The sequence below is a fragment of the Chthonobacter albigriseus genome, from assembly GCF_013839445.1.
GTDB classification, from domain to species: Bacteria; Pseudomonadota; Alphaproteobacteria; order Rhizobiales; family Pleomorphomonadaceae; genus Chthonobacter; species Chthonobacter albigriseus.
Window position 1 is genome coordinate 1689160 of sequence record NZ_JACDIT010000001.1, and the last position, 19919, is coordinate 1709078.

Consider the following 19919-nt stretch of genomic DNA (forward strand, 5'->3'; position numbering starts at 1 on the left):
GTCACGGAACGAGCTTGTATCCTCCGCCCTCGGTCACGAGCAACTGGGCATTGGAGGGATCCCGCTCGATCTTCTGGCGAAGCCGGTAGATGTGCGTCTCCAGCGTGTGCGTCGTGATCCCGGCGTTGTAGCCCCACACCTCGTGCAGCAGCACGTCGCGGGTGATCACCTTCTCGCCCGCCCGGTAGAGGTACTTGAGGATCGAGGTTTCCTTCTCCGTCAGCCGGACCTTGGACCCTTTGCCGTCGACGAGCAGTTTGGCGCTCGGCCGGAAGGTGTACGGACCGATCGTGAAGACCGCCTCCTCCGACTGCTCGTGCTGGCGCAGCTGGGCGCGCACCCGGGCGAGCAGCACGGCGAACTTGAACGGCTTGGTGACGTAGTCGTTGGCGCCCGCCTCCAATCCGAGGATCTGGTCGCTGTCCGAATCATGGCCGGTGAGCATGATGATCGGGCTGGCGAAGCCGCCCTTGCGGAGCAGCTTGACCGCCTCGCGGCCGTCCATGTCGGGCAGCCCCACGTCCATCAGCACCAGGTCGACATGAGCCGCCCGGGCAGCCTGGACGCCCTTGGCGGCCGTCTCCGCCTCCAGCGGCTCGAATTCCTCGTAGAGTGCGAGCTGCTCGACCAGCGCTTCCCTTAGATCGTTGTCATCGTCGACGATCAGGATCTTACGTGCGGTCATGGCAGGGCTGCCCTCGTCTGTCGCGCCGGCGGCGGAATGCGCCGCCGAGCCTTTGCGGCCCGGACGGCTCCGGCGGTATGGTGGCCGAAATGGCGGGTTTTCGATAGTGGGGTCAAGGGCTGCGGAGATGGTGCACGGCAAGGTGAAGGTCAAGCACGGGTTGATCACGACTTTGCGCGTTCGAATCGTGTCGCCTGCCCGGACAATCGGGCGGCTCCAGGCCCCGGGTCTGGACGTCGCCTGCGCCCTTGGCCGGTCGGGCGTGACCCGGCGCAAGCGGGAGGGCGACGGCGCATCCCCGGCGGCCGGCCTGCCGCTGCTCTACGGCTATTGGAGGCCGGACCGCCAGCCCGTCCGCCCCACCACGCGTCTCCCCTTGCGCCCCGCCCGCCGAGACCTCGGCTGGTGCGACGCCCCCGCCGACCGCAACTACAACCGCCCGGTCACGCTGCCCTATGAGCAGAGCCACGAGGAGATGGTTCGCGCCGACCGCCTCTACGACGTGGTCGTGGTGCTGGACTGGAACATCGCCCCGCGTCGGCGCGGTCGCGGCAGCGCCATCTTCTTCCACCTCGCCGCGCCCAGCTACACGCCGACCGCCGGCTGCGTCGCCGTTTCCGCCGCCGACATGCGCCGCATCCTCGCCCGCCTCGGGCCGCGCGCGCGGATCGTCATAGGGTGATCGTCATCGGCTGAGCCGTTCAGATCTCCAGCCCGTCCAGCAGACGAGGCTGGGCCTTGTGGCTGCCGGCGGCCTCCCCGATGAAGGCGCGCTTCAGCCGCGGCATGCGGTCGACCAGCCCGAGCCCGAAGTCGCGGATCATCCGCACCGGCGCGAGGTCGTTGGAGAACAGCCGGTTGAGTACGTCCGTCACCGCCGCCATCTGCCAGGTGTCGAAGCGGCGCCAGCGCTCGTAGCGCTCCAGCACGTCGAGCGCGCCCACGTCCTGCCCGAGCCGGAGCGCCTCCACCAGCACCTCGGCAAGCGCGGCCACGTCGCGGAAGCCGAGGTTCAGCCCCTGACCCGCGATCGGATGGATGCCGTGCGCCGCATCGCCGATCAGCGCCAGCCGCGGCTTGACGAAATCCCGCGCCAGCGTCAGCCCGAGCGGATAGGCATGGCGCGGTCCGACCACGCGCACCGCGCCGAGGTGGTGGCCGATCCGCCGCTGCAGTTCGACTTCGAACACGAGCGCATCGCCCTTCACCAGCCGGTCCGCCACGTCGCTGCGCTCCGTCCACACCAGCGACGAGCGGTTGCCGGTGAGCGGCAGCGTGGCGAACGGCCCGGACGGCAGGAAGTGCTCCTCCGCCCGCCCCCCGTGCGGCCGCTCGTGCTCGATCGTGGTGACGATGCCGGACTGCCCGTAGGACCAGGTCAGCGTCCGGATGCCGGCGAGCGCCCGAAGCCGCGACTTTACTCCGTCCGCTGCCACCAGCAGACGGGCGCGGATGGTGCCGCCGGACTTCAGCTGGACGGTCACCCCGCCGCCGTCGACGGAGAAGTCGGTGACCGCGTCGGGCGCGACGACCTGCACGCCGGCCTCAGCGGCCCGGGCAGCGAGTGCGGCGACCAGCGCCCCGTTCGGCACCATGTGCGCGAAGGGCTCCCCCTCCTCCACCTGGCCGTCGAAGGTCAGGAACACCGGCCGGACCACGTCCTCGAGCCGCGAATCCGTCACCACCATGTCGACGATCGGCTGCGCCAGCGGCGCCACCGCGGACCAGACGCCGAGCGTGTCGAGCAGACGGCGCGCCGCGGCCGCGATCGCCGAAGCGCGCGGATCGCGGGAAACGTCGGCCGGCGGCCGGATGTCGACCACCGTGATCCGCGTTCCCGGCGCCGAAGTCGCCACCGCGAGGGCCAGCGACAGGCCGACGTAGCCTCCGCCTGCGACGACGATGTCCTGAACGGCCGGCGGGGTCATCGGACGGCTCCTCTCGTTGGCCCTTCGGTCGGGCGCCGCGGCCCCGGTTGACGTTTGCGTCAGGATCGGCTCCGCTCACTGCCGGATATGGTCGCGGCCGGCGGCCGGGACAGGTCTTGGCCGCCGATGGAGTACAATCTTCATGTCGCCCGTGGAAGAGCTCGTTTCCATTCTCGACCTCGAGCGGCTCGAGGAGAACCTGTTCCGCGGCCGCTCCCCGTCGGTCGGCTGGCAGCGCGTCTTCGGCGGCCAGGTGATCGCCCAGGCGGTGGTGGCAGCCACCCGCACGGTCGATCCCGCCCGCCCGATCCATTCCCTTCACGCCTATTTTCTGCTGCCCGGCGATCCCAAGGTGCCGATCGTCTACGAGACCGACCGGCTGCGCGACGGCGGTTCCTTCACCACCCGCCGGGTCGTCGCGATCCAGCACGGCCGCGCCATCTTCGCGCTCTCCGCCTCCTTCCAGACGACGGAGGACGGACTGACCCACCAGATCGAGATGCCGGTCGTCACCCCGCCGGAGGAGCTCCCGTCCGAGGAGGAGTTCGCGGCGATGATCATGAAGTTCGCACCCGAGCCGGTGAAGCGCTACTGGTCCCGGCCCAGACCGCTGACCCTCCGGCCGGTCGACGTCGGCCGCTATCTCGGCCGCCGTCCGCCCGACCCGCGGCAGTATGTGTGGGTGAAGACGTCCGCCCCCTTGCCGGAGGATCCTTTCGTCCACCGCGCGGTGCTCGCCTACCTCTCCGACATGACGCTTCTCGACACCGCACTCGTTCTGCATGGCCGATCGGTGTTCGACCCGACTCTTCAGGTCGCCAGTCTCGACCACGCCATGTGGTTCCACCGCCCGGCGAAGGTGGACGAGTGGCTGCTCTATGCCCAGGACAGCCCCTCCGGCTCCGGCGCACGTGGCTTCACCCGCGGCAGCCTCTACAGCCGGGACGGCACGCTCCTGGCCTCCGTTGCACAAGAAGGCCTCATTCGCGAGAAGAACGCCTTATGATGCACGTGCATTGAGCACTCGATTTCCGGGCATCTGCCCAACGAATGTGCAGAATCACAATTTTTTCACGATTCTGCTCACATCCGACGCAATTGCGTCGTCGACCCTGCGGAATGCCTGCGGGCTTCGCCTCCGAATCCGCTGATCCCTCCAGCTTCGGCCACTTGGCACGAAGCTTGATTCCATGTTGGCCCGTCGAGCCCGGTTGGTCGTCGAGGAGTGACGCCCGCGGGATGGTCTCCGGCCCGGTGGTCGGCCCGTACCGGGTGCTCGCAATGTCTGATCGAGAAGGACACCGATGAAGATCGTCATGGCCATCATCAAGCCGTTCAAGCTCGACGAGGTGCGTGATGCCCTCACGACGCTGGGCGTGCATGGACTAACCGTCACCGAAGTGAAGGGCTACGGCCGCCAGAAGGGCCACACCGAGATCTACCGCGGCGCGGAATACGCCGTCAGCTTTCTCCCGAAGCTGAAGATCGAGGTCGCGGTCCCCAGCGACCAGGCGGACAAGGTGGTCGATGCGATCGCCGGCGCCGCCAAGACCGGCCAGATCGGCGACGGCAAGATCTTCGTCTACGCCATCGAACAGGCGGTGCGCATCCGCACCGGCGAAACCGACACGGAAGCCCTGTGACCCTGCTCGCCCGTCACATCGAGAAGAGGAAGTCGATGAAGAACCTCAAGACACTCCTCGCGGCGGCACCGCTGTTGGTGCTCGCTGCGACTGCAGCCTTCGCCCAGGACGCCGCGGCGCCTGCGGCCGACGCAGCTGCTGCGGCCGCTCCGGCCGCCCCGGTCCCCGACAAGGGCGACACCACCTGGATGCTGCTCTCCACGATCCTCGTGATCTTGATGACGCTTCCGGGCCTCGCCCTGTTCTACGGCGGCCTGGTGCGCGCCAAGAACATTCTCTCGATCCTGATGCAGGTCTTCGTCGGCTTCTCGCTGATCGCAATCCTCTGGGTCATCTACGGTTACTCGATCGCCTTCACCGGCCCGGGCACGGCCGAGGAGGTCACCGCCCTGTCGCCCTTCTTCGGCGGCCTGTCCAAGGCCTTCCTGAGCGGCGTCAAGCTCGATTCCCTGGCTGAGACCTTCACCCAGGGCGTCTTCATCCCCGAACTCACCTTCGTGGTGTTCCAGCTTACCTTCGCCGCGATCACCCCGGCCCTCATCATCGGCGCCGTCGCCGAGCGGATGAAGTTCTCCGCGGTTCTCGCCTTCCTGGTGCTCTGGTTCACCTTCTCCTACCTGCCCATGGCCCACATGGTCTGGTGGTGGGGTGGCCCGTCCGCGGCCGATGCGCCGTCGGGCTACCTCTTCGCGGTCGGCGCTTATGACTTTGCCGGCGGCACCGTGGTGCACATCAACGCCGGTATCGCCGGCCTCGTCGCCGCCATCATGGTCGGCCCGCGCGTCGGCTACGGCAAGGACAACATGGCCCCGCACAACCTCGTGTGGACCGTGATCGGCGCCAGCCTGCTCTGGGTCGGCTGGTTCGGCTTCAACGCCGGCTCCAACCTGGAAGCCAACGGCCTGACCGCCCAGGCGCTGCTCAACACCGTCGTCGCGACCGCCGCCGCCACCCTGGCCTGGTCCTTCGTGGAGTGGCTGACCCGCGGCCATGCCAGCGCCCTCGGCGCTGCCTCGGGTGCCGTCGCCGGCCTCGTCGCGATCACCCCGGCGGCCGGCTTCGCCGGTGTCGGCGGCGCGATCCTGCTCGGCGCCATCGCCGGCGTGGTCTGCCTCTGGGCCGTGGTCTGGCTGAAGGCCAAGCTGAAGTACGACGACAGCCTGGACGTCTTCGGCGTACACGGCGTTGGCGGCATCGTCGGCGCCATCCTGACCGGCGTGGTCGCCTCCGACTCCCTCGGCGGCTTCCCCCTCGCCGGCTACGAGATGGGCGCCCAGGTGGGCAAGCAGATCTGGGCGGTGCTCACCTGCATCGTCTGGTCCGGCGTGGTGTCTGTGGTCTCGCTCCTCATCGTCAAGGCGGTGATCGGGCTGCGCGTGCCGGAAGCGGCCGAGCGCGAAGGTCTCGACATCACCACCCACGGCGAACGCGCCTACAACGGCTGATGAACCGGGAGGCGGGATCCGCAATGGGTCCCGCCTTCTTTTTTCCCTGATCCTATCCGGCTCCGTCATGGGGCGGATAACTGCGACCGATCGGCATTTTCGCCGGTTTCGCCCGATGCCTGGCCCCGCGCGGCTTGCAGCCGGACCCGCATTGGCCTCAAGATCGTTTCGAGGATGACGGGACAAGGTCCACCGTCCGATGCTTCGAGACATTCCACCGGACGCAGCCGGCGTCACCGGCAACGCGCCGCCGTCCGGGCCCCTTCCACCGGCCGCCCCTGGCCGAAACCGTTGAGAGCCCCGAGGAGAAATCGCATGAAGATCGTCATGGCCATCATCAAGCCGTTCAAGCTCGACGAGGTTCGCGATGCTCTGACGGGCGTTGGCGTCCATGGCCTCACCGTCACCGAGGTCAAGGGCTACGGCCGCCAGAAAGGCCACACCGAGATCTACCGCGGTGCCGAGTACGCCGTCAGCTTTCTGCCCAAGCTGAAGATCGAGGTGGCGGTGTCCGAGGACCAGGTCGACAAGGTCGTCGACGCGGTCGCCGCCGCGGCCAAGACCGGCCAGATCGGCGACGGCAAGATCTTCGTCTACGCCATCGAGCAGGCGCTGCGGATCCGCACCGGCGAAACCGCCGACGAGGCGCTCTGACCACCACTGCCATCGGCTAATCCCGGGAGGGGCCGCAGCGATGCGGCCCTTTTTCGTTGCGCCCCGCCCGTCGGCCGCTACCGCGGGCCGGTCGGTTAAAGCCCGTTTAACCATGCGGCGGCTAGGGTCGGTCTTCTGTCGCGGTCTGCCGCGAGACCGCCTCGTTGTCGGCGTGTGCTCGAGGCTCGCCCGTTCCGCACCGAACCGGACGCCCCAGTGAGATGACTGCGCCGCGCGCACCTGCCGCACCGATCGCCTCGCCCTTCCAGCGCCTCGCCGCGCTGGTCCGCGACGTCGCGCCCGGCCGTCCGCCCATCGACCTCACCGTCGGCGAGCCGCGCCACGCCGTTCCCGACTTCGTCGCGCCGATCCTGGCCGCCGGCATAGCCGACTTCGGCCGCTATCCTCCGATCAAGGGAACGCCCGCCTTCCGCGAGGCGGTCGCCGCCTGGGCCGAGCGACGCTACGCGCTCAGCACCCCGCTCGACCGCGACAACGGCATCATCCCGCTCAACGGCTCGCGCGAAGGCCTGTTCTCCGCCGCGATCCAGGCGATGCGGATGCGGGAGCCGGACGGCACGCGCCCGGCCGTGCTGCTGCCGAATCCCTTCTACGCGGTCTATGCCGCCGCCGCCGATGCGGCTGGCGCCGAGGCGATCCTGCTGTCGGCCGGGCCTGAAACCGGCTTCCTGCCCGACGTCGCAAGCCTCGACCCGGCCCTGCTCGGCCGCACCCTCGCCCTCTACTACGCCTCGCCGGCGAACCCGCAGGGCGCGGTCGCCGCCGCAGAGACCTGGTCCGGTCTCGTCGACCTCGCGCGCCGACACGGCTTCTGGCTCTTTGCCGACGAATGCTATTCGGAGATCTGGCGCGGCACGCCGCCTCCGGGCGTGCTCCAGGCCGCCGACCGCACTGGCCGCTATGACCGGGTGATCGCCTTCAACTCCCTCTCCAAGCGCTCCAACCTCGCGGGCCTGCGCTGCGGCTTCGCGGCAGGCGACCCGGCCTTCATCGAACCGTGGGCGACCTTCCGCAACGTCGCCGCGCCGCAGGTGCCGATCCCGGTCCAGGCGGTGGCGGTGGCTGCCTATGGCGACGAGACCCACGTGGTCGCGAACCGCCGCCTCTACGACCAGAAGTTCGCCGCCGCCGCGGCACGCCTCGCGCCGCTGTTCGGCGACGTGATGCCGCCCGGCGGCTTCTTCCTCTGGCTCGACGTCGCGCGTTTCGGTGGCGGCGAGGCGGTGGCCCGCCGCCTGTGGGCCGAAGCCGGCGTCAAGGTGCTGCCCGGCGGCTATCTCTCGGCCGACGGTCCGGACGGCGCCAACCCCGGCGCAGCCTACATCAGGATCGCCATGGTCGACGCGCCCGAACGGACCGACGAGGCCCTCGCCCGCCTGGTGGAGATGCTGTCATGACCGCGCCGATGCGCCCGCGCCGCGGCGACCGGAACGAACCTGTTTTGGCCGAACGCGGCAGCCGCGCCCAGCCGACACGCAGAGACCTTGTGAGTGGATCGACGATGCGGACCAGAAGCCTTGCCTCGCACCGCCATATGACCGACAGCCGCCTGAAGCAGGCCATGCGCCGCAACATCGCCGGCGCCACCGGCCTGCTCATGATCGCCGGCGTCGCCGCGCTTGCCGCTGCCCTGGCGACCTGGTCCGTGGAGGATCCGAGCTGGAGCCATTCCACCGATTCGCCGGTGCGCAATGTCCTCGGCTCCGCAGGCGCCGTGGTCTCCGACCTCGTCCTGCAGCTGATCGGGCTCACCGCCGCGATCTTCCTGGTCCCCCTCGTGGTCTGGGGCTGGCGCCTCACCGTGGGCAGGGCCGTGGAGATCGCCCGCGGCCGCTGGCTCGCCTGGATCGCCGGCACCTTCCTCGGCGCCGCCTTCATGAGCGCCCTGCCGCCCACCGCCGGATGGCCCCTGCCGACCGGTCTCGGCGGCGCCATCGGCGACCTGATGCTGCAGATACCGGCCGCCTTCACGGGCGGCGTGCTCACCGACAGCGGCCGCCTCGCCTGCATGATCCTGTTCGGTCCGCTCACCGCCCTCGTCATGGCCTACGCCTCCGGCTTCCCGCGTTCCGAACCCGATCAGTATGCCGAGGAACTCGCCGCCGAGGATAACGACGCCATTCCCGACGAGGACGAGGCGGACGGCGACGGCCGCGAGGGCCGGCTGCAGGCGTTCATGGGCCTTGTCGGGCACGGTTGGCTGACCGCCCGCGCCGGCATCGCCCGCCGCTTCGGCGCAGCCCGGGCCCGCGATGTCGCCTATCCCGGCGAGGACGACGAGGGCTATGACGTCGCCGAGCTCGACGACGAAGCGCCGACGCCCCCGGTGCGCCGCACCGCGCAGATGGCGAATGCCGCCAGCCGCGTGACCCGCTTCATGAAGGGCCTGACCGAGCCACGCGACGGTCTCGACGACCTCATCGACCACGACGGCCGCGCCGAACCTGGCATGGGCATGGGCATGCCCGGCATGACCGTCGACGCCCGCCGGGCCCGGCAGGTGGAGGACGACGAAGAGCCGCCGTTCGACACGGATGACATGGACCCGCGCGGCTTCGAGCTCGACGAGCGCCTCTACGACCGCGCCGGCATCGTCGGCGCCCCGAACCGCGGCGAGGGCCTGGAAGAGGACGACGGCTACGACGACGAGCCGATCGCTCCGCCCCGCGCCGTCCAGGTACCACAGGCCGCCCGCCAGATCCCGGCCCAGGCGCCGTTGCGCGGCCCGGCCGCCCGCATCGGCGGAACGCCTGCCCCGGCGCCGGGCCTGATCGACCGCGGCCTCTCGCGCGTCCAGCCGCCCGCCCCGCCGCCGCAGCCCGGCCGCCGGGCGACCGGCGCCCAGCAGCTGTCGCTGCTCGATGCCTACCAGATGCCGCCGCTGCAGCTCCTCGCCGAGCCCAAGCAGGTCGGCCAGGTCAAGATCTCCGCCGACGCGCTGGAGCAGAACGCCCGCCTCCTGGAGGGCGTGCTGGAGGACTTCGGCGTCAAGGGCGAGATCATCAACGTCCGCCCCGGCCCGGTGGTCACGCTCTACGAGCTGGAGCCCGCGCCCGGCATCAAGTCGAGCCGCGTCATCGGCCTTGCCGACGACATCGCCCGCTCCATGAGCGCCATCGCCGCCCGCGTCGCCGTCATCCCGGGCAAGAACGCGATCGGCATCGAGCTGCCCAACCAGAAGCGCGAGACCGTCTACCTGCGCGAGCTGATCGCCGCCCAGGATTTCGAGAAGTCCAAGGGCCGTCTCGCGCTCGCGCTCGGCAAGACGATAGGCGGCGAGCCGGTCATCGTCGACCTCGCCCGCACCCCGCACATGCTGGTGGCCGGCACCACCGGCTCGGGCAAGTCGGTCTCCATCAACACCATGATCCTGTCGCTGCTCTACCGGCTGAAGCCGGAGGAATGCCGCCTGATCATGATCGACCCGAAGATGCTGGAGCTCTCCGTCTACGACGGCATCCCGCACCTCCTCTCCCCCGTCGTGACCGACCCCCGCAAGGCCGTGGTGGCCCTGAAGTGGACGGTTCGGGAGATGGAGGACCGCTACAAGAAAATGTCCAAGCTCGGCGTCCGCAACATCGAGGGCTTCAACCTGCGGGTCGCCCAGGCGCTGGAGAAGGGCGAGCAGATCTCCCGCACGGTCCAGACCGGCTTCGACCGGGAGACCGGCGAGCCCATCTTCGAGACCGAGGAGATGGACCTGAAGCCGCTGCCCTTCATCGTCGTGATCATCGATGAGATGGCCGACCTGATGATGGTGGCCGGCAAGGACATCGAAGGCGCCGTGCAGCGCCTCGCCCAGATGGCCCGCGCGGCTGGCATCCACGTGATCATGGCGACGCAGCGTCCGTCGGTGGACGTCATCACCGGCACCATCAAGGCCAACTTCCCGACCCGCATCTCCTTCCAGGTCACCTCCAAGATCGACAGCCGCACCATCCTCGGCGAGCAGGGCGCCGAGCAGCTGCTCGGCCAGGGCGACATGCTCTACATGGCCGGCGGCGGCCGCATCCAGCGCGTCCACGGCCCCTTCGTGTCGGACCAGGAGGTTGAGCACATCGTCGCCCACCTGAAGTCGCAGGGCGCCCCGGACTACCTGGAGGCCATCACCGCGGACGAGGAGGAGGGTGGCGACGGTGAGGGTGGCTCCGGCGAGAGCTGGCCGAACGGCACCGGCGAGGACGGCTCCGCCGACGTCTACGACCAGGCGGTCGCCGTGGTGCTGCGCGACAAGCGCCCGACCACCTCCTACATCCAGCGCCGCCTCGGCATCGGCTACAACAAGGCCGCCTCGCTGATCGAGCGCATGGAGAAGGAGGGCGTCATCGGCCCGCCCAACCACGCCGGCAAACGCGAGATCCTGGTCGGCGGCGGTGACGAAGACTGATGCCGGACGACGGCGAACCTTGTTTCGCCACGTTCGTTTCCATAAGTCAGCGATACCCATCAACGGCCGGTTCGCCCGGCCGGCCGACCACGGACCAGAGCCTTCATGACGATCACCGGCCGCCTTTGCGGAACCCTGACGACCCTCGCCGCTGCCCTGGTCTGCGCCCTGCTCGCGACCGCAACCGTCGCCGCGCCCAACCTGGCCGGGCTCAATCCCGAGCAGCGCGCCTCGCTGGATGCCATCAACAACTACTTCAACTCGATCCGCACCATCGAGGGCAAGTTCGTCCAGACCGGCCCGGACGGCGGCCAGGTGACCGGCTATTTCGTGATCGACCGGCCCGGCAAGCTGCGCTTCCGCTACTACCCGCCGGCCCAGCTGGACATCATTGCCGACGGCCGGACGGTGGCTATCGACGACAAGAAGCTGCAGGAGCAGACCCTCGTGCTCCTCTCCGAAACGCCCCTGCGCTTTCTCGTCTCGCAGAACGTGGACCTCACCCAGGAGGCCGTGATCCAGGAGGTCAGCGCCGACGCCGACCTGATCACCGTCGTCATGGAGGACACCGCCCTCTACGGCTCCGGTCGCCTGACGCTGATCTTCGACAGCCGCACCATTGAGCTGAAGCAGTGGACGGTGACCGACGCCCAGGGCCTCGACACCACCGTGGCGCTCTACGAGGTGAAGACCGGCACCGAGACGAACCCGAAGTGGTTCGAGATCAACTACTCCAAGTACAAGTGAGCCGAACCACCTCGGGTTTTCGCAGCGTAACGGTTGGCTCTCGACGCCAGCCCGGTTGTTTTCGCGACCCTCCTCGACTGACGCCCTTGCCCCCGCGCCCCGGCTTTGCTCAACTCCCCGCGCCCGGCCCCGGCCGGCGTTCCCGGAGACCGGCCTGAAGGGGCGTCCATGCCGGACATCGAGCGGCTTCTTGCCGAGATGACCCTTGCGGAGAAGATCGGCCAGCTCAACATGCTGGCCGCCGGCTTCACCGTAACCGGACCGGTGCTGGCCGGGGATATCACGGGCGGCGTCCGCGAGGGCCGGATCGGCTCCGTCCTCAACGTCTTCGGCGTCAAGGCCGTGCACCGGCTGCAGCTGATGGCCGTGGAGGGAACCCGCCTCGGCATTCCCTTGCTGTTCGGCTTCGACGTCGTCCACGGCCAGCGCACCATCTTTCCGGTGCCGCTGGCGGAAGCCGCGGCGATGGATCCGGTTCTCTGGGAGCGCACCGCCCGCGAGGCCGCCATGGAGGCCGCACGCGACGGCGTGGCGCTGACCTTCGCCCCAATGATCGACGTCTCCCGCGACCCGCGCTGGGGGCGCATCGTGGAGGGGCCGGGCGAGGATCCCACCGTCGCCTCGCTCTTCGCCGAGGCCAAGGTCCGCGGCTTCCAGGGCCGCGACCTCGCTTCGCCCTCGGCCGTCGGCGCCACCGCCAAGCACTTCGTCGCCTACGGTGCGCCGGCCGCGGGTCGCGACTATGCCTCGGTGGACGTGTCCGAGCGGACGCTGCACGAGGTCTACCTGCCGCCCTTCGAAGCCGCCGTGAAGGCCGGCGTCGTCGCGGTGATGCCCGCTTTCCACGATCTGGCCGGCGAGCCGATGACCGCCCACGGGGACCTGCTCGACCGCTGGTTGCGCGTGCGCACCGGCTTCGACGGCGTGGTGATCAGCGACTACCACGCGGTCGCCGAACTGATCGACCACGGCGTCGCCGCCGACGTCGCCGAAGCCGCCGCCCTCGCCCTCAAGGCGGGCGTCGACATCGACATGATGGGCTACGCCTACGAAGCCGGCCTACCCAAGGCACTCGACCGCGGGCTGGTGGACATGGCCGACGTCGACCGCGCGGTCCGCCGGGTGCTCGCCCTCAAGCAGCGCCTCGGCCTGTTCGACGCGCCCTACGGCCGCGGCACCGCAGCCCTCGACGAGGATCACGCGGCGGGCGTTCGGGCGCTGGCTCGGGAAGCCGCCCGGCGCTCGGTGGTCCTCCTCGACAACGCTGCCGGCGTGCTGCCCTTCCCCGACACCGTCCGCCGCATCGCCCTCGTCGGTCCGCTCGGCGACGCGCCCTACGACATGCTCGGCTCCTGGTCCGCGGCCGGCGACGGCGCCGAGGCGGTCTCCATCCTGAACGGCCTGCGCGCCGCGATGCCGGGATCGCAGGTCCGCTTCGCCGCGGGCGTGCCGATCGACGGCAACGACGAGGCCGGCATCGCCGCCGCGATCGATCTCTGCCGGCAGGCCGACGCGGTGGTGCTTGCGATCGGCGAGGGCGCCAACATGTCCGGCGAAGCGGCGAGCCGGTCGTCGCTGGACCTGCCGGGACGGCAGCGGGCGCTGGCCGAGGCGGTCCTCGATCTCGGCAAGCCGACGGTGGCGGTGATCTGCGCCGGCCGGCCGCTCGCCGTCGACTGGCTGGTCGGGCGCGCGGGCGCCACGCTCGCCGCCTGGTTCCTCGGCAGCGAGGCCGGCAACGCGATCGCCGACATCCTGACCGGCGCCGCTTCGCCCTCCGGCCGGCTGCCGCTCTCCTGGCCGCGCAACCTCGGTCAGGTGCCGATCTTCTTCGCCGAGCGGACCGGCGGCCGGCCCGACGACCCCGCAGACCGCTTCACCAGCAAGTACCTGGATGTGCCGAACACGCCGCTGTTTCCGTTCGGCCACGGTCTCACCTACGGCGACGTGACGATCGCCGGGGTGGACGTCGAGCGGACCGAAATCACCGCCGACGAGGCCTTCGACATCGTCGTGGACCTCCGGAACGAGGGCCGGGTCGCCGCCGAGGAGACGGTGTTCCTGTTCGCCCGCGACCTCGTCGCCAGCGTCGCTCGTCCCGCGATGGATCTGAAAAGCATCGCCCGCTGCGCGCTTGCTCCCGGGGAGTCCGGGACCGTGGTTTTCAGCCTGCCCGCCCGGGATCTCTCCTTTCCGGGACGCGACCTGCGGCCGGTGCTGGAGCCCGGCGAGTTCGAGCTCATGGTCGGCCCCTCGGCGGACAGGAAGCGCCTGATCCCGACCCGCGTCCGGGTGCTGGGCGATCGCCGGAGCGCCAATGGCTGAGCCGACCGACCTCTTTCCTCTGACGCGCCGCGATCTCCTGGTCGGGGCGGGCCTGTCGCTGGCGGTCGGGAGCACAGGTCCGGCGGTGGCCGCGGCCGTCGCTCCCGATCCGCGGGTCGTGGTGATCGTCCTCTGCGGCGGCGCAGACGGCCTGTCGCTCGTCCCGCCGGTCGGCGACCCGGATATCCGGCGGCTGCGGCCAGCCCTGGCCGAAAGCGGCCAGCTGCCGCTCGACGGCTTCTTCGCCCTCCCCGCCGCGCTGCCGGCAATCCACGCCCGGTACCGCGCCGGGGAGGCGTTGGTCGCCCATGCCGTCGGGACCGGCGCGCCGTCCCGGTCGCACCAGATCGCCCTGCAGAGGCTGGGGACCGGCCCCCACGGCGCGGGCTGGCTCGTCGCGCTGGCGCCCGTCGTTGCCCCGCATCGCCGGGTGGTCACCGTAGGCGATCGGCCCTCCGGCCTGACCGACGGTGCCACCTCGCGCCTTTACCTGCCGCCCGAAGCGGTAACCGCGCTGTCCCTCGACCGCCTCGTCGCGCTGTCCGACGCGAGGAGGGGTGGCCGCACGCTCTCCGTCGCCGCGCCGCATCGTCGTCAGGCCTCGACGGTCGATATCGCTCGCGCACTCGGTACCCTTCTCGCCGCTCCGGACGGACCGCGGCTCGCCGTCCTGGACCTGCCGGGTTGGGATACCCATGCCGCGCAGGAGCGGACCCTCGCCCGCCCGCTCGCCGACCTCGATACGGCCGTCGCCGCGCTCGCCGAGACGCTCGCACCCGTCTGGACCAGCACTGTGATGGCTGTGGTGACCGAGTTCGGACGCACCGTCGCCCTCAACGCGGCCGGCGGTACCGACCACGGCACCGGCACGGCTGCCATGATCCTCGGCGGCAGCGTTCGCGGGGGCCGCGTTCTCGCCGACTGGCCCGGGTTGTCGGCGCCAGCGCTGCACGAAGGGCGGGACCTTCGGGCGACCCGGAACGTCCATGCGGTTCTCGCCTCCGCGATCGACGATGCGCTCGCTCCAGGCCTCACCCGATCCGCCTTCCCGGACGGTCTCGTTTGAGCTGGCCGGGCCTGCGCTTGCAGGACCCGCTCACCGCACCATCTCCTTATCAAGGGACCGGTGGTCGTCCCGGAGAACAACAGCGGTTGAAAGGTCAGCGGGATTGACCTATAAATCGAACAGTCATTCGATTATTCCGCCTTGAACCGGTCCGTCGGCGGAGCCGTTCATCCGCCGGACAAGAAGCGAGACCGGACAGGCGGGCGGAGGAAGCCCGACATGTCGACGCCGACTCACGTCCCGGCGATCGCGGACCCGTTCCCGGGTGCCGACCGGCCGCTTGTCCCGATCTCCCTCGACGACAAGTACGATCTGACGCGCGACCGCATTTTCGTCTCCGGCGCGCAGGCCGTCGTCCGTCTCTGCCTGATGCAGCGGGACCTGGACCGGCGGGCGGGGCTGCGCACAGCGGGTTACGTTTCCGGCTACCCCGGATCGCCGCTCGGCGGCATCGACGGGCAGTTCAACCGCGCGAAATCCGTTCTCGACGCCGCCGACATCCGCTTCCAGCTCGGCCTCAACGAGGAACTCGCCGCCACCGCCGTCTGGGGCACCCAGGGGGCCGGATTGCGCGGCGAGAGCCGCACCGACGGTGTCTTCGCGCTCTGGTACGGCAAGGGCCCCGGCGTCGACCGCTGCGGCGACGTCTTCCGCCACGCCAACTTCGCCGGCACCGCCCGGAACGGCGGCGTGCTCGCGCTGATGGGCGACGACCACAATGCCGAATCCTCCTCCACCGCCCACCAGTCTGAGTTCCACTTCGTCGACGTGATGATCCCCATTCTCCACCCGGCCGGAGTGCAGGAGATCATCGACTTCGGCCTCTACGGCTGGGCGCTCAGCCGCTTCGCCGGCACCTGGGTCTCGATGAAGTGCGTCAAGGACAACATCGAATCCACCGCCATCATCGACGGCAGCCTTGACCGGCTGTCGATCGTGACGCCCGGCGACTTCGCCATGCCACCCGGCGGGCTCAACATCCGCCTCGGCGACGACCCGCTCTCCCAGGAAGCCCGCCTCCACGATTGGAAGCGCGACGCCGTGCTTGCCTTCGTCCATGAGAACCGCCTCAACCGCATCGTGACGTCAGGTGGATCCCATCCTCGCATCGGAATCGCGACCGTGGGTAAGTCCTATCTCGACGTGCTGGAGGCGCTTTCCGAACTGGGTATCTCGCTGGAGCGCGCCGACGATCTCGGCATCCGCCTGTTCAAGATCGCCTGTCCCTGGCCACTCTCGCGCCTGGAGCTCGCCGAATTCGCGCGCGGCCTGGAACTGGCGATGATCGTGGAGGAGAAGCGCTCGCTGGTGGAGGTGCAGTTCCGCGAGGAGCTGTTCGGGCTGTCCGACATGCCGGTCTGCATCGGCAAGAAGGACGAGCGCGGCGACTGGCTGTTCCCCGTCAAGGGCGCGCTCGATCCCAACCGCATCGCCATTGCGATCGCCGAGCGCCTGCTCGCCCGATTCGACCTGCCCGACGTCGCCGACGCTCTCGAGCGCCTGCGCCGGGTGGAAGCCGCGGCGCAGCCCGGCCCCGAGATCGCGGTACGCCGGCCCCACTTCTGCTCCGGCTGTCCGCACAACACCTCCACGGTGCTGCCCGACGGCGCGCGCGGTTCGGCCGGCATCGGCTGCCACTACATGGTCCAATGGATGGACCGCGGCACCGAGGGCACCACGCAGATGGGCGGCGAGGGCGCCCATTGGATCGGCGAAGCGCCCTTCTCCACCCGGCCGCACATCTTCCAGAACCTCGGCGACGGCACCTACAATCACTCCGGAAGCCTTGCCATTCGCGCTGCTGTCGCTGCCGGTACGACGATCACATACAAGCTGCTCTACAACGACGCGGTCGCCATGACCGGCGGCCAGGCGCATGCCGGCGGGCTGACCGTGGACCGGATCGCCCGCGAGATCGCGGCGCTGGGGGTCGCCCGTCTGGTGCTGGTCAGCGACGATCCCGGCCGCTACCCCTCCACCATCGGCTGGCCTGCGCCGATGACGATCCACCCGCGCGAGGACCTGATGGCGGTGCAGACCGAGCTCGCCGCCACGCCGGGCGTGACCGTGCTGATCTACGACCAGACCTGCGCCGCCGAGAAGCGGCGCCGCCGCAAGCGCGGCACCTACCCCGACCCGAAAAAACGCGTGTTCATCAACGAGCTCGTCTGCGAGGGCTGCGGCGACTGCGGGCGGAAATCGAACTGCGTCTCCATCCAGCCGGTCGAGACCGAGTTCGGCCGCAAGCGGATGATCGACCAGTCCAACTGCAACAAGGACTACTCCTGCCTGAAAGGCTTCTGCCCGTCCTTCGTGACGGTGGAGAATGCCGAACCGCGCCGCCATGCCGGCACCGCGGACGCCGCCGCCCTCGACCGGCTGCTCGCCGGCTTGCCGGCACCGACAGTGCGCGAGCCGGAGGGCACCTGGAACATCCTGGCCACGGGCATCGGCGGCACCGGCATCGTCACGATCGGCGCGATCCTCGGCATGGCGGCCCACCTGGAAGGCAAGGGCTGCGGGATCATCGACATGGCCGGTCTCGCCCAGAAGGGCGGCGCGGTGGTCAGCCACATCCGCCTCGCCAGGCGCCAGGACGACATCAAGGCGATCCGCGTCTCCGCCGGCCACGCCGACCTGGTGCTCGGCTTCGACGTGGTGACGGCCGGCACCCGCAAGACGCTGGCGGCGGCCAAGCCCGGCCGAACCGCCTTTCTCGTCAACACCGCCGCGGTGATGCCGGGCGACTTCACCCGCGACCCGGATTTCGACCTGCCCGTCGACGACCTCCTCGCCGCCATCGGCAAGGTCGGTGGCGAGGTGCGCACCTTCGACATGACCGCGATCGCGACCGCGCTGCTCGGCAACTCGATCGCCGCCAACATGATGCTGCTGGGCGTCGCTTCCCAGGCCGGCTTGCTGCCCGTCTCGCACCGGGCGATCGAGGCGGCCATCGCCATGAACGGCGAAGCCGTGCCGCTGAACCTGGAGGCGTTCCGCTGGGGCCGAGTGCTCGCCGTGGAGCCCGGAGCCGCGGACCCGGCGATCACCGCCCCAGCCGAAGCGGTCGAGCCGGACCTGGAAGCGCTGGTGGATCGCCGCGCCGCATTTCTGACCGCCTACCAGAACACCGCCTGGGCGGACCGCTACCGGACCGCGATCGGCGGGCTCGCCGCGGCCGAAGCCCGTGTCGGGGGCTCCGGCGCCCTGGCACGGACGGCTGCCCGGGCGCTCTTCAAGCTGATGTCCTACAAGGACGAGTACGAGGTGGCGCGCCTTTTCACCGAGGGAAGCTTCGAGCGCAAGCTCGCGGACAGCTTCGAGGGCGAGGACATGAAGCTCCGGTTCCACCTCGCCCCGCCGCTGCTGGCCCGTCGCGATCCGACCACCGGCGAGCCGCGCAAGATGAGCTTTGGTCCGTGGATGCTTCCCGTCTTCCGCCTCCTTTCCCGCGGCAGGGTGCTCCGCGGCTCACCGCTGGACCCCTTCGGCTGGACCGCCGAGCGCCGCATGGAGCGGCGATTGATCGCTGAATACGAAGGCATTCTGCGCCGGATCGCCGACGGCCTGCCGACGATCGATCTCGGGGTTGCCGAGGAACTGGCCGCCCTACCGCTCCGCATCCGCGGCTTCGGGCATGTGAAAGCCGAGGCCGCGCGCAAGGCGGCGCTGCGCCAGTCCCAGCTGCTGACGAGGCTCCATCCTCCGGCGGCGAGCGCTGCGGGGAACCCGGCAATCGCGGTGGATAACAAGGTAGCCGGCTAAAGAAAATTGGCTTCAAGCGGCTCGGCATCGACCGGTGCTACCGAGAATTCGGTGTCTGTCGTCCCGGTTCCTGCCCTCGCGCTTGCCTATAACCTGAACGATCGCGCTCTTTAGCCGACGAAGTAAAATTACCCGAACAAAGCCATATGGACAGCTGCAGGGACCGTTTCGCCTCCTTTCTGACCTCGTTTCAACTCGTCCCGAAAGATCCCGCCTATTTCTACCGTTGCGGCAACCGCCGTGCCGGCCTCGACGTGCGCATACGGAGGTCCACAGTAGCGCCGTTCGCCCGGGCGTGGATAACATCGCCGCCGGCCGGGCTAGATACCTGAATATCGGATGGACCAAGGCGGAAGCGATCCGGCATGGCCCTTGCTAGATGGCCCTGGCCGGATGGCTCTTGCTGGATGGCGCGGGAGCTGCCGGGCCGATGTGTTGGGCAAGGGAGCGCGGGGGGACTGCCATGGTGATCGCCAATACTTATTCCATCGTCGCGCGCTGCGAGCGGACGGGCGCCCTCGGCGTGGCGGTTGCGACCGCCGTCCCCGGCGTCGGCGCTCTCTGCCCGTTCGTCCGGGTCGGCGCCGGCGCGGTCGCCACCCAGTCGTGGGTCAATCCCTATCTCGCGCTCGACGCCCTGGCGATCATGGCCGGCGGTGCCGACGCCGAAACGGCGCTGGCCGCGGTACTTGCCGGCGACGGCGCGCCGGAGGTGCGGCAGGTCGGCGTCGTGGACGTCCGCGGCGGTTCGGCCGCGCACACCGGCGACGCCTGCACGCCCTGGTGCGGCCATCTCACCGCGCCCGGCCTCTCCATCCAGGGCAACATGCTGACCGGGCCGGAGGTTCTGGACGCCATGGCAGCCGCCTACCATGCCGCCGACGGCGAGGATCTGCCCGGCCGGCTGATGGCGGCATTGCTCGCCGGCGACGCGGCGGGCGGTGACAAGCGCGGCAAGCAATCGGCGGCGCTGCTGGTGCACGACGGCGAGGACTACCCCTTCGTCAGCCTCAGGGTCGACGAGCACCCCGAGCCGGTCGCCGAGCTCGCCCGCGTGCTGGCCGTGGCCCGGCTGCAGCTGCTGCCCTTCGTCGGCGGCCTGCCGCGGCGTGGCGCTCCGGCCGGACCGGTGCCCGACGCGGTCAAGGCGATGCTCGCGCTCGCCCCGCCGGACCGCCCGGGCGGCGGCGGATCGGCGCCGAAGCCAGCACTGGTCGCAGCCTCCGAAACCGCCTGAAAGCCCCGCCCCGACG

The 19919-nt window shown here is 69.9% G+C and carries 14 protein-coding genes; 12 read left to right on the top strand and 2 right to left on the bottom strand.

What is annotated here, in order from left to right:
• Position 1: 1 nt before the first annotated feature.
• Positions 2 to 685 (bottom strand): response regulator transcription factor, encoded by a 684-nt coding sequence (locus HZ321_RS07660; protein WP_181701583.1) that lies wholly within the window; start codon positions 683 to 685, stop codon positions 2 to 4.
• A gap of 127 nt (positions 686 to 812) precedes the next feature.
• Here HZ321_RS07660 and HZ321_RS07665 point away from each other — a divergent pair, with 127 nt between their 5' ends.
• Complete coding sequence (locus HZ321_RS07665; protein ID WP_181701584.1) at positions 813 to 1367, top strand: L,D-transpeptidase family protein; 555 nt, start codon at positions 813 to 815, stop codon at positions 1365 to 1367.
• A 19-nt stretch (positions 1368 to 1386) separates the two neighbouring features.
• Here HZ321_RS07665 and HZ321_RS07670 read toward each other — a convergent pair whose 3' ends face one another.
• Entirely contained in the window at positions 1387 to 2613 is a 1227-nt protein-coding gene (locus tag HZ321_RS07670) for a ubiquinone biosynthesis hydroxylase (RefSeq protein WP_181701585.1), read from the bottom strand.
• Between the two features lie 142 nt (positions 2614 to 2755).
• Here HZ321_RS07670 and tesB point away from each other — a divergent pair, with 142 nt between their 5' ends.
• The 11 genes from tesB to HZ321_RS07725 all read left to right on the top strand — a co-directional run bounded on the left by tesB (position 2756) and on the right by HZ321_RS07725 (position 19903).
• Complete coding sequence (gene tesB, locus HZ321_RS07675) at positions 2756 to 3619, top strand: acyl-CoA thioesterase II (protein WP_181701586.1); 864 nt, start codon at positions 2756 to 2758, stop codon at positions 3617 to 3619.
• 298 nt (positions 3620 to 3917) lie between these two features.
• Complete coding sequence (locus HZ321_RS07680; RefSeq protein ID WP_181701587.1) at positions 3918 to 4256, top strand: P-II family nitrogen regulator; 339 nt, start codon at positions 3918 to 3920, stop codon at positions 4254 to 4256.
• A gap of 35 nt (positions 4257 to 4291) precedes the next feature.
• Positions 4292 to 5701, top strand: coding sequence for an ammonium transporter (locus tag HZ321_RS07685; protein WP_181701588.1), 1410 nt, complete (start codon positions 4292 to 4294; stop codon positions 5699 to 5701).
• 315 nt (positions 5702 to 6016) lie between these two features.
• Entirely contained in the window at positions 6017 to 6355 is a 339-nt protein-coding gene (locus tag HZ321_RS07690; RefSeq protein WP_181701589.1) for a P-II family nitrogen regulator, read from the top strand.
• A gap of 221 nt (positions 6356 to 6576) precedes the next feature.
• On the top strand, positions 6577 to 7773 hold the full coding sequence (locus tag HZ321_RS07695) for an aminotransferase class I/II-fold pyridoxal phosphate-dependent enzyme (RefSeq protein ID WP_181701590.1): 1197 nt from the start codon (positions 6577 to 6579) through the stop codon (positions 7771 to 7773).
• 104 nt (positions 7774 to 7877) lie between these two features.
• Positions 7878 to 10763 (top strand): DNA translocase FtsK, encoded by a 2886-nt coding sequence (locus HZ321_RS07700; RefSeq protein ID WP_181701591.1) that lies wholly within the window; start codon positions 7878 to 7880, stop codon positions 10761 to 10763.
• A 105-nt stretch (positions 10764 to 10868) separates the two neighbouring features.
• The gene (locus HZ321_RS07705; RefSeq protein ID WP_181701592.1) at positions 10869 to 11510 is read left to right on the top strand and encodes a LolA family protein; all 642 of its coding nucleotides are present in this window, start codon (positions 10869 to 10871) and stop codon (positions 11508 to 11510) included.
• A gap of 168 nt (positions 11511 to 11678) precedes the next feature.
• A complete protein-coding gene (locus HZ321_RS07710; protein ID WP_181701593.1) occupies positions 11679 to 13835 on the top strand; it encodes a glycoside hydrolase family 3 N-terminal domain-containing protein in 2157 nt (718 codons plus the stop codon).
• Complete coding sequence (locus HZ321_RS07715; protein ID WP_181701594.1) at positions 13828 to 14901, top strand: DUF1501 domain-containing protein; 1074 nt, start codon at positions 13828 to 13830, stop codon at positions 14899 to 14901. The genes HZ321_RS07710 and HZ321_RS07715 overlap by 8 nt, the downstream gene beginning before the upstream one ends.
• A 219-nt stretch (positions 14902 to 15120) precedes the next feature.
• Complete coding sequence (locus tag HZ321_RS07720; protein WP_181701595.1) at positions 15121 to 18666, top strand: indolepyruvate ferredoxin oxidoreductase family protein; 3546 nt, start codon at positions 15121 to 15123, stop codon at positions 18664 to 18666.
• Positions 18667 to 19129: 463 nt separating this feature from the next.
• Positions 19130 to 19903 (top strand): DUF1028 domain-containing protein, encoded by a 774-nt coding sequence (locus tag HZ321_RS07725; RefSeq protein ID WP_181701596.1) that lies wholly within the window; start codon positions 19130 to 19132, stop codon positions 19901 to 19903.
• Positions 19904 to 19919 lie beyond the last annotated feature (16 nt).

Bases quoted from the DNA above. Each gene is read 5' to 3' on its own strand.
- HZ321_RS07695 (WP_181701590.1), top strand. From the start codon at position 6,577: ATGACTGCGCCGCGCGCACCTGCCGCACCGATCGCCTCGCCCTTCCAG.
- HZ321_RS07720 (WP_181701595.1), top strand. From the start codon at position 15,121: ATGTCGACGCCGACTCACGTCCCGGCGATCGCGGACCCGTTCCCGGGT.
- HZ321_RS07660 (WP_181701583.1), bottom strand. From the start codon at position 685: ATGACCGCACGTAAGATCCTGATCGTCGACGATGACAACGATCTAAGG.
- tesB (WP_181701586.1), top strand. From the start codon at position 2,756: ATGTCGCCCGTGGAAGAGCTCGTTTCCATTCTCGACCTCGAGCGGCTC.
- HZ321_RS07700 (WP_181701591.1), top strand. From the start codon at position 7,878: ATGCGGACCAGAAGCCTTGCCTCGCACCGCCATATGACCGACAGCCGC.
- HZ321_RS07685 (WP_181701588.1), top strand. From the start codon at position 4,292: ATGAAGAACCTCAAGACACTCCTCGCGGCGGCACCGCTGTTGGTGCTC.
- HZ321_RS07670 (WP_181701585.1), bottom strand. From the start codon at position 2,613: ATGACCCCGCCGGCCGTTCAGGACATCGTCGTCGCAGGCGGAGGCTAC.
- HZ321_RS07690 (WP_181701589.1), top strand. From the start codon at position 6,017: ATGAAGATCGTCATGGCCATCATCAAGCCGTTCAAGCTCGACGAGGTT.
- HZ321_RS07710 (WP_181701593.1), top strand. From the start codon at position 11,679: ATGCCGGACATCGAGCGGCTTCTTGCCGAGATGACCCTTGCGGAGAAG.
- HZ321_RS07665 (WP_181701584.1), top strand. From the start codon at position 813: ATGGTGCACGGCAAGGTGAAGGTCAAGCACGGGTTGATCACGACTTTG.
- HZ321_RS07705 (WP_181701592.1), top strand. From the start codon at position 10,869: ATGACGATCACCGGCCGCCTTTGCGGAACCCTGACGACCCTCGCCGCT.
- HZ321_RS07680 (WP_181701587.1), top strand. From the start codon at position 3,918: ATGAAGATCGTCATGGCCATCATCAAGCCGTTCAAGCTCGACGAGGTG.
- HZ321_RS07725 (WP_181701596.1), top strand. From the start codon at position 19,130: ATGGTGATCGCCAATACTTATTCCATCGTCGCGCGCTGCGAGCGGACG.
- HZ321_RS07715 (WP_181701594.1), top strand. From the start codon at position 13,828: ATGGCTGAGCCGACCGACCTCTTTCCTCTGACGCGCCGCGATCTCCTG.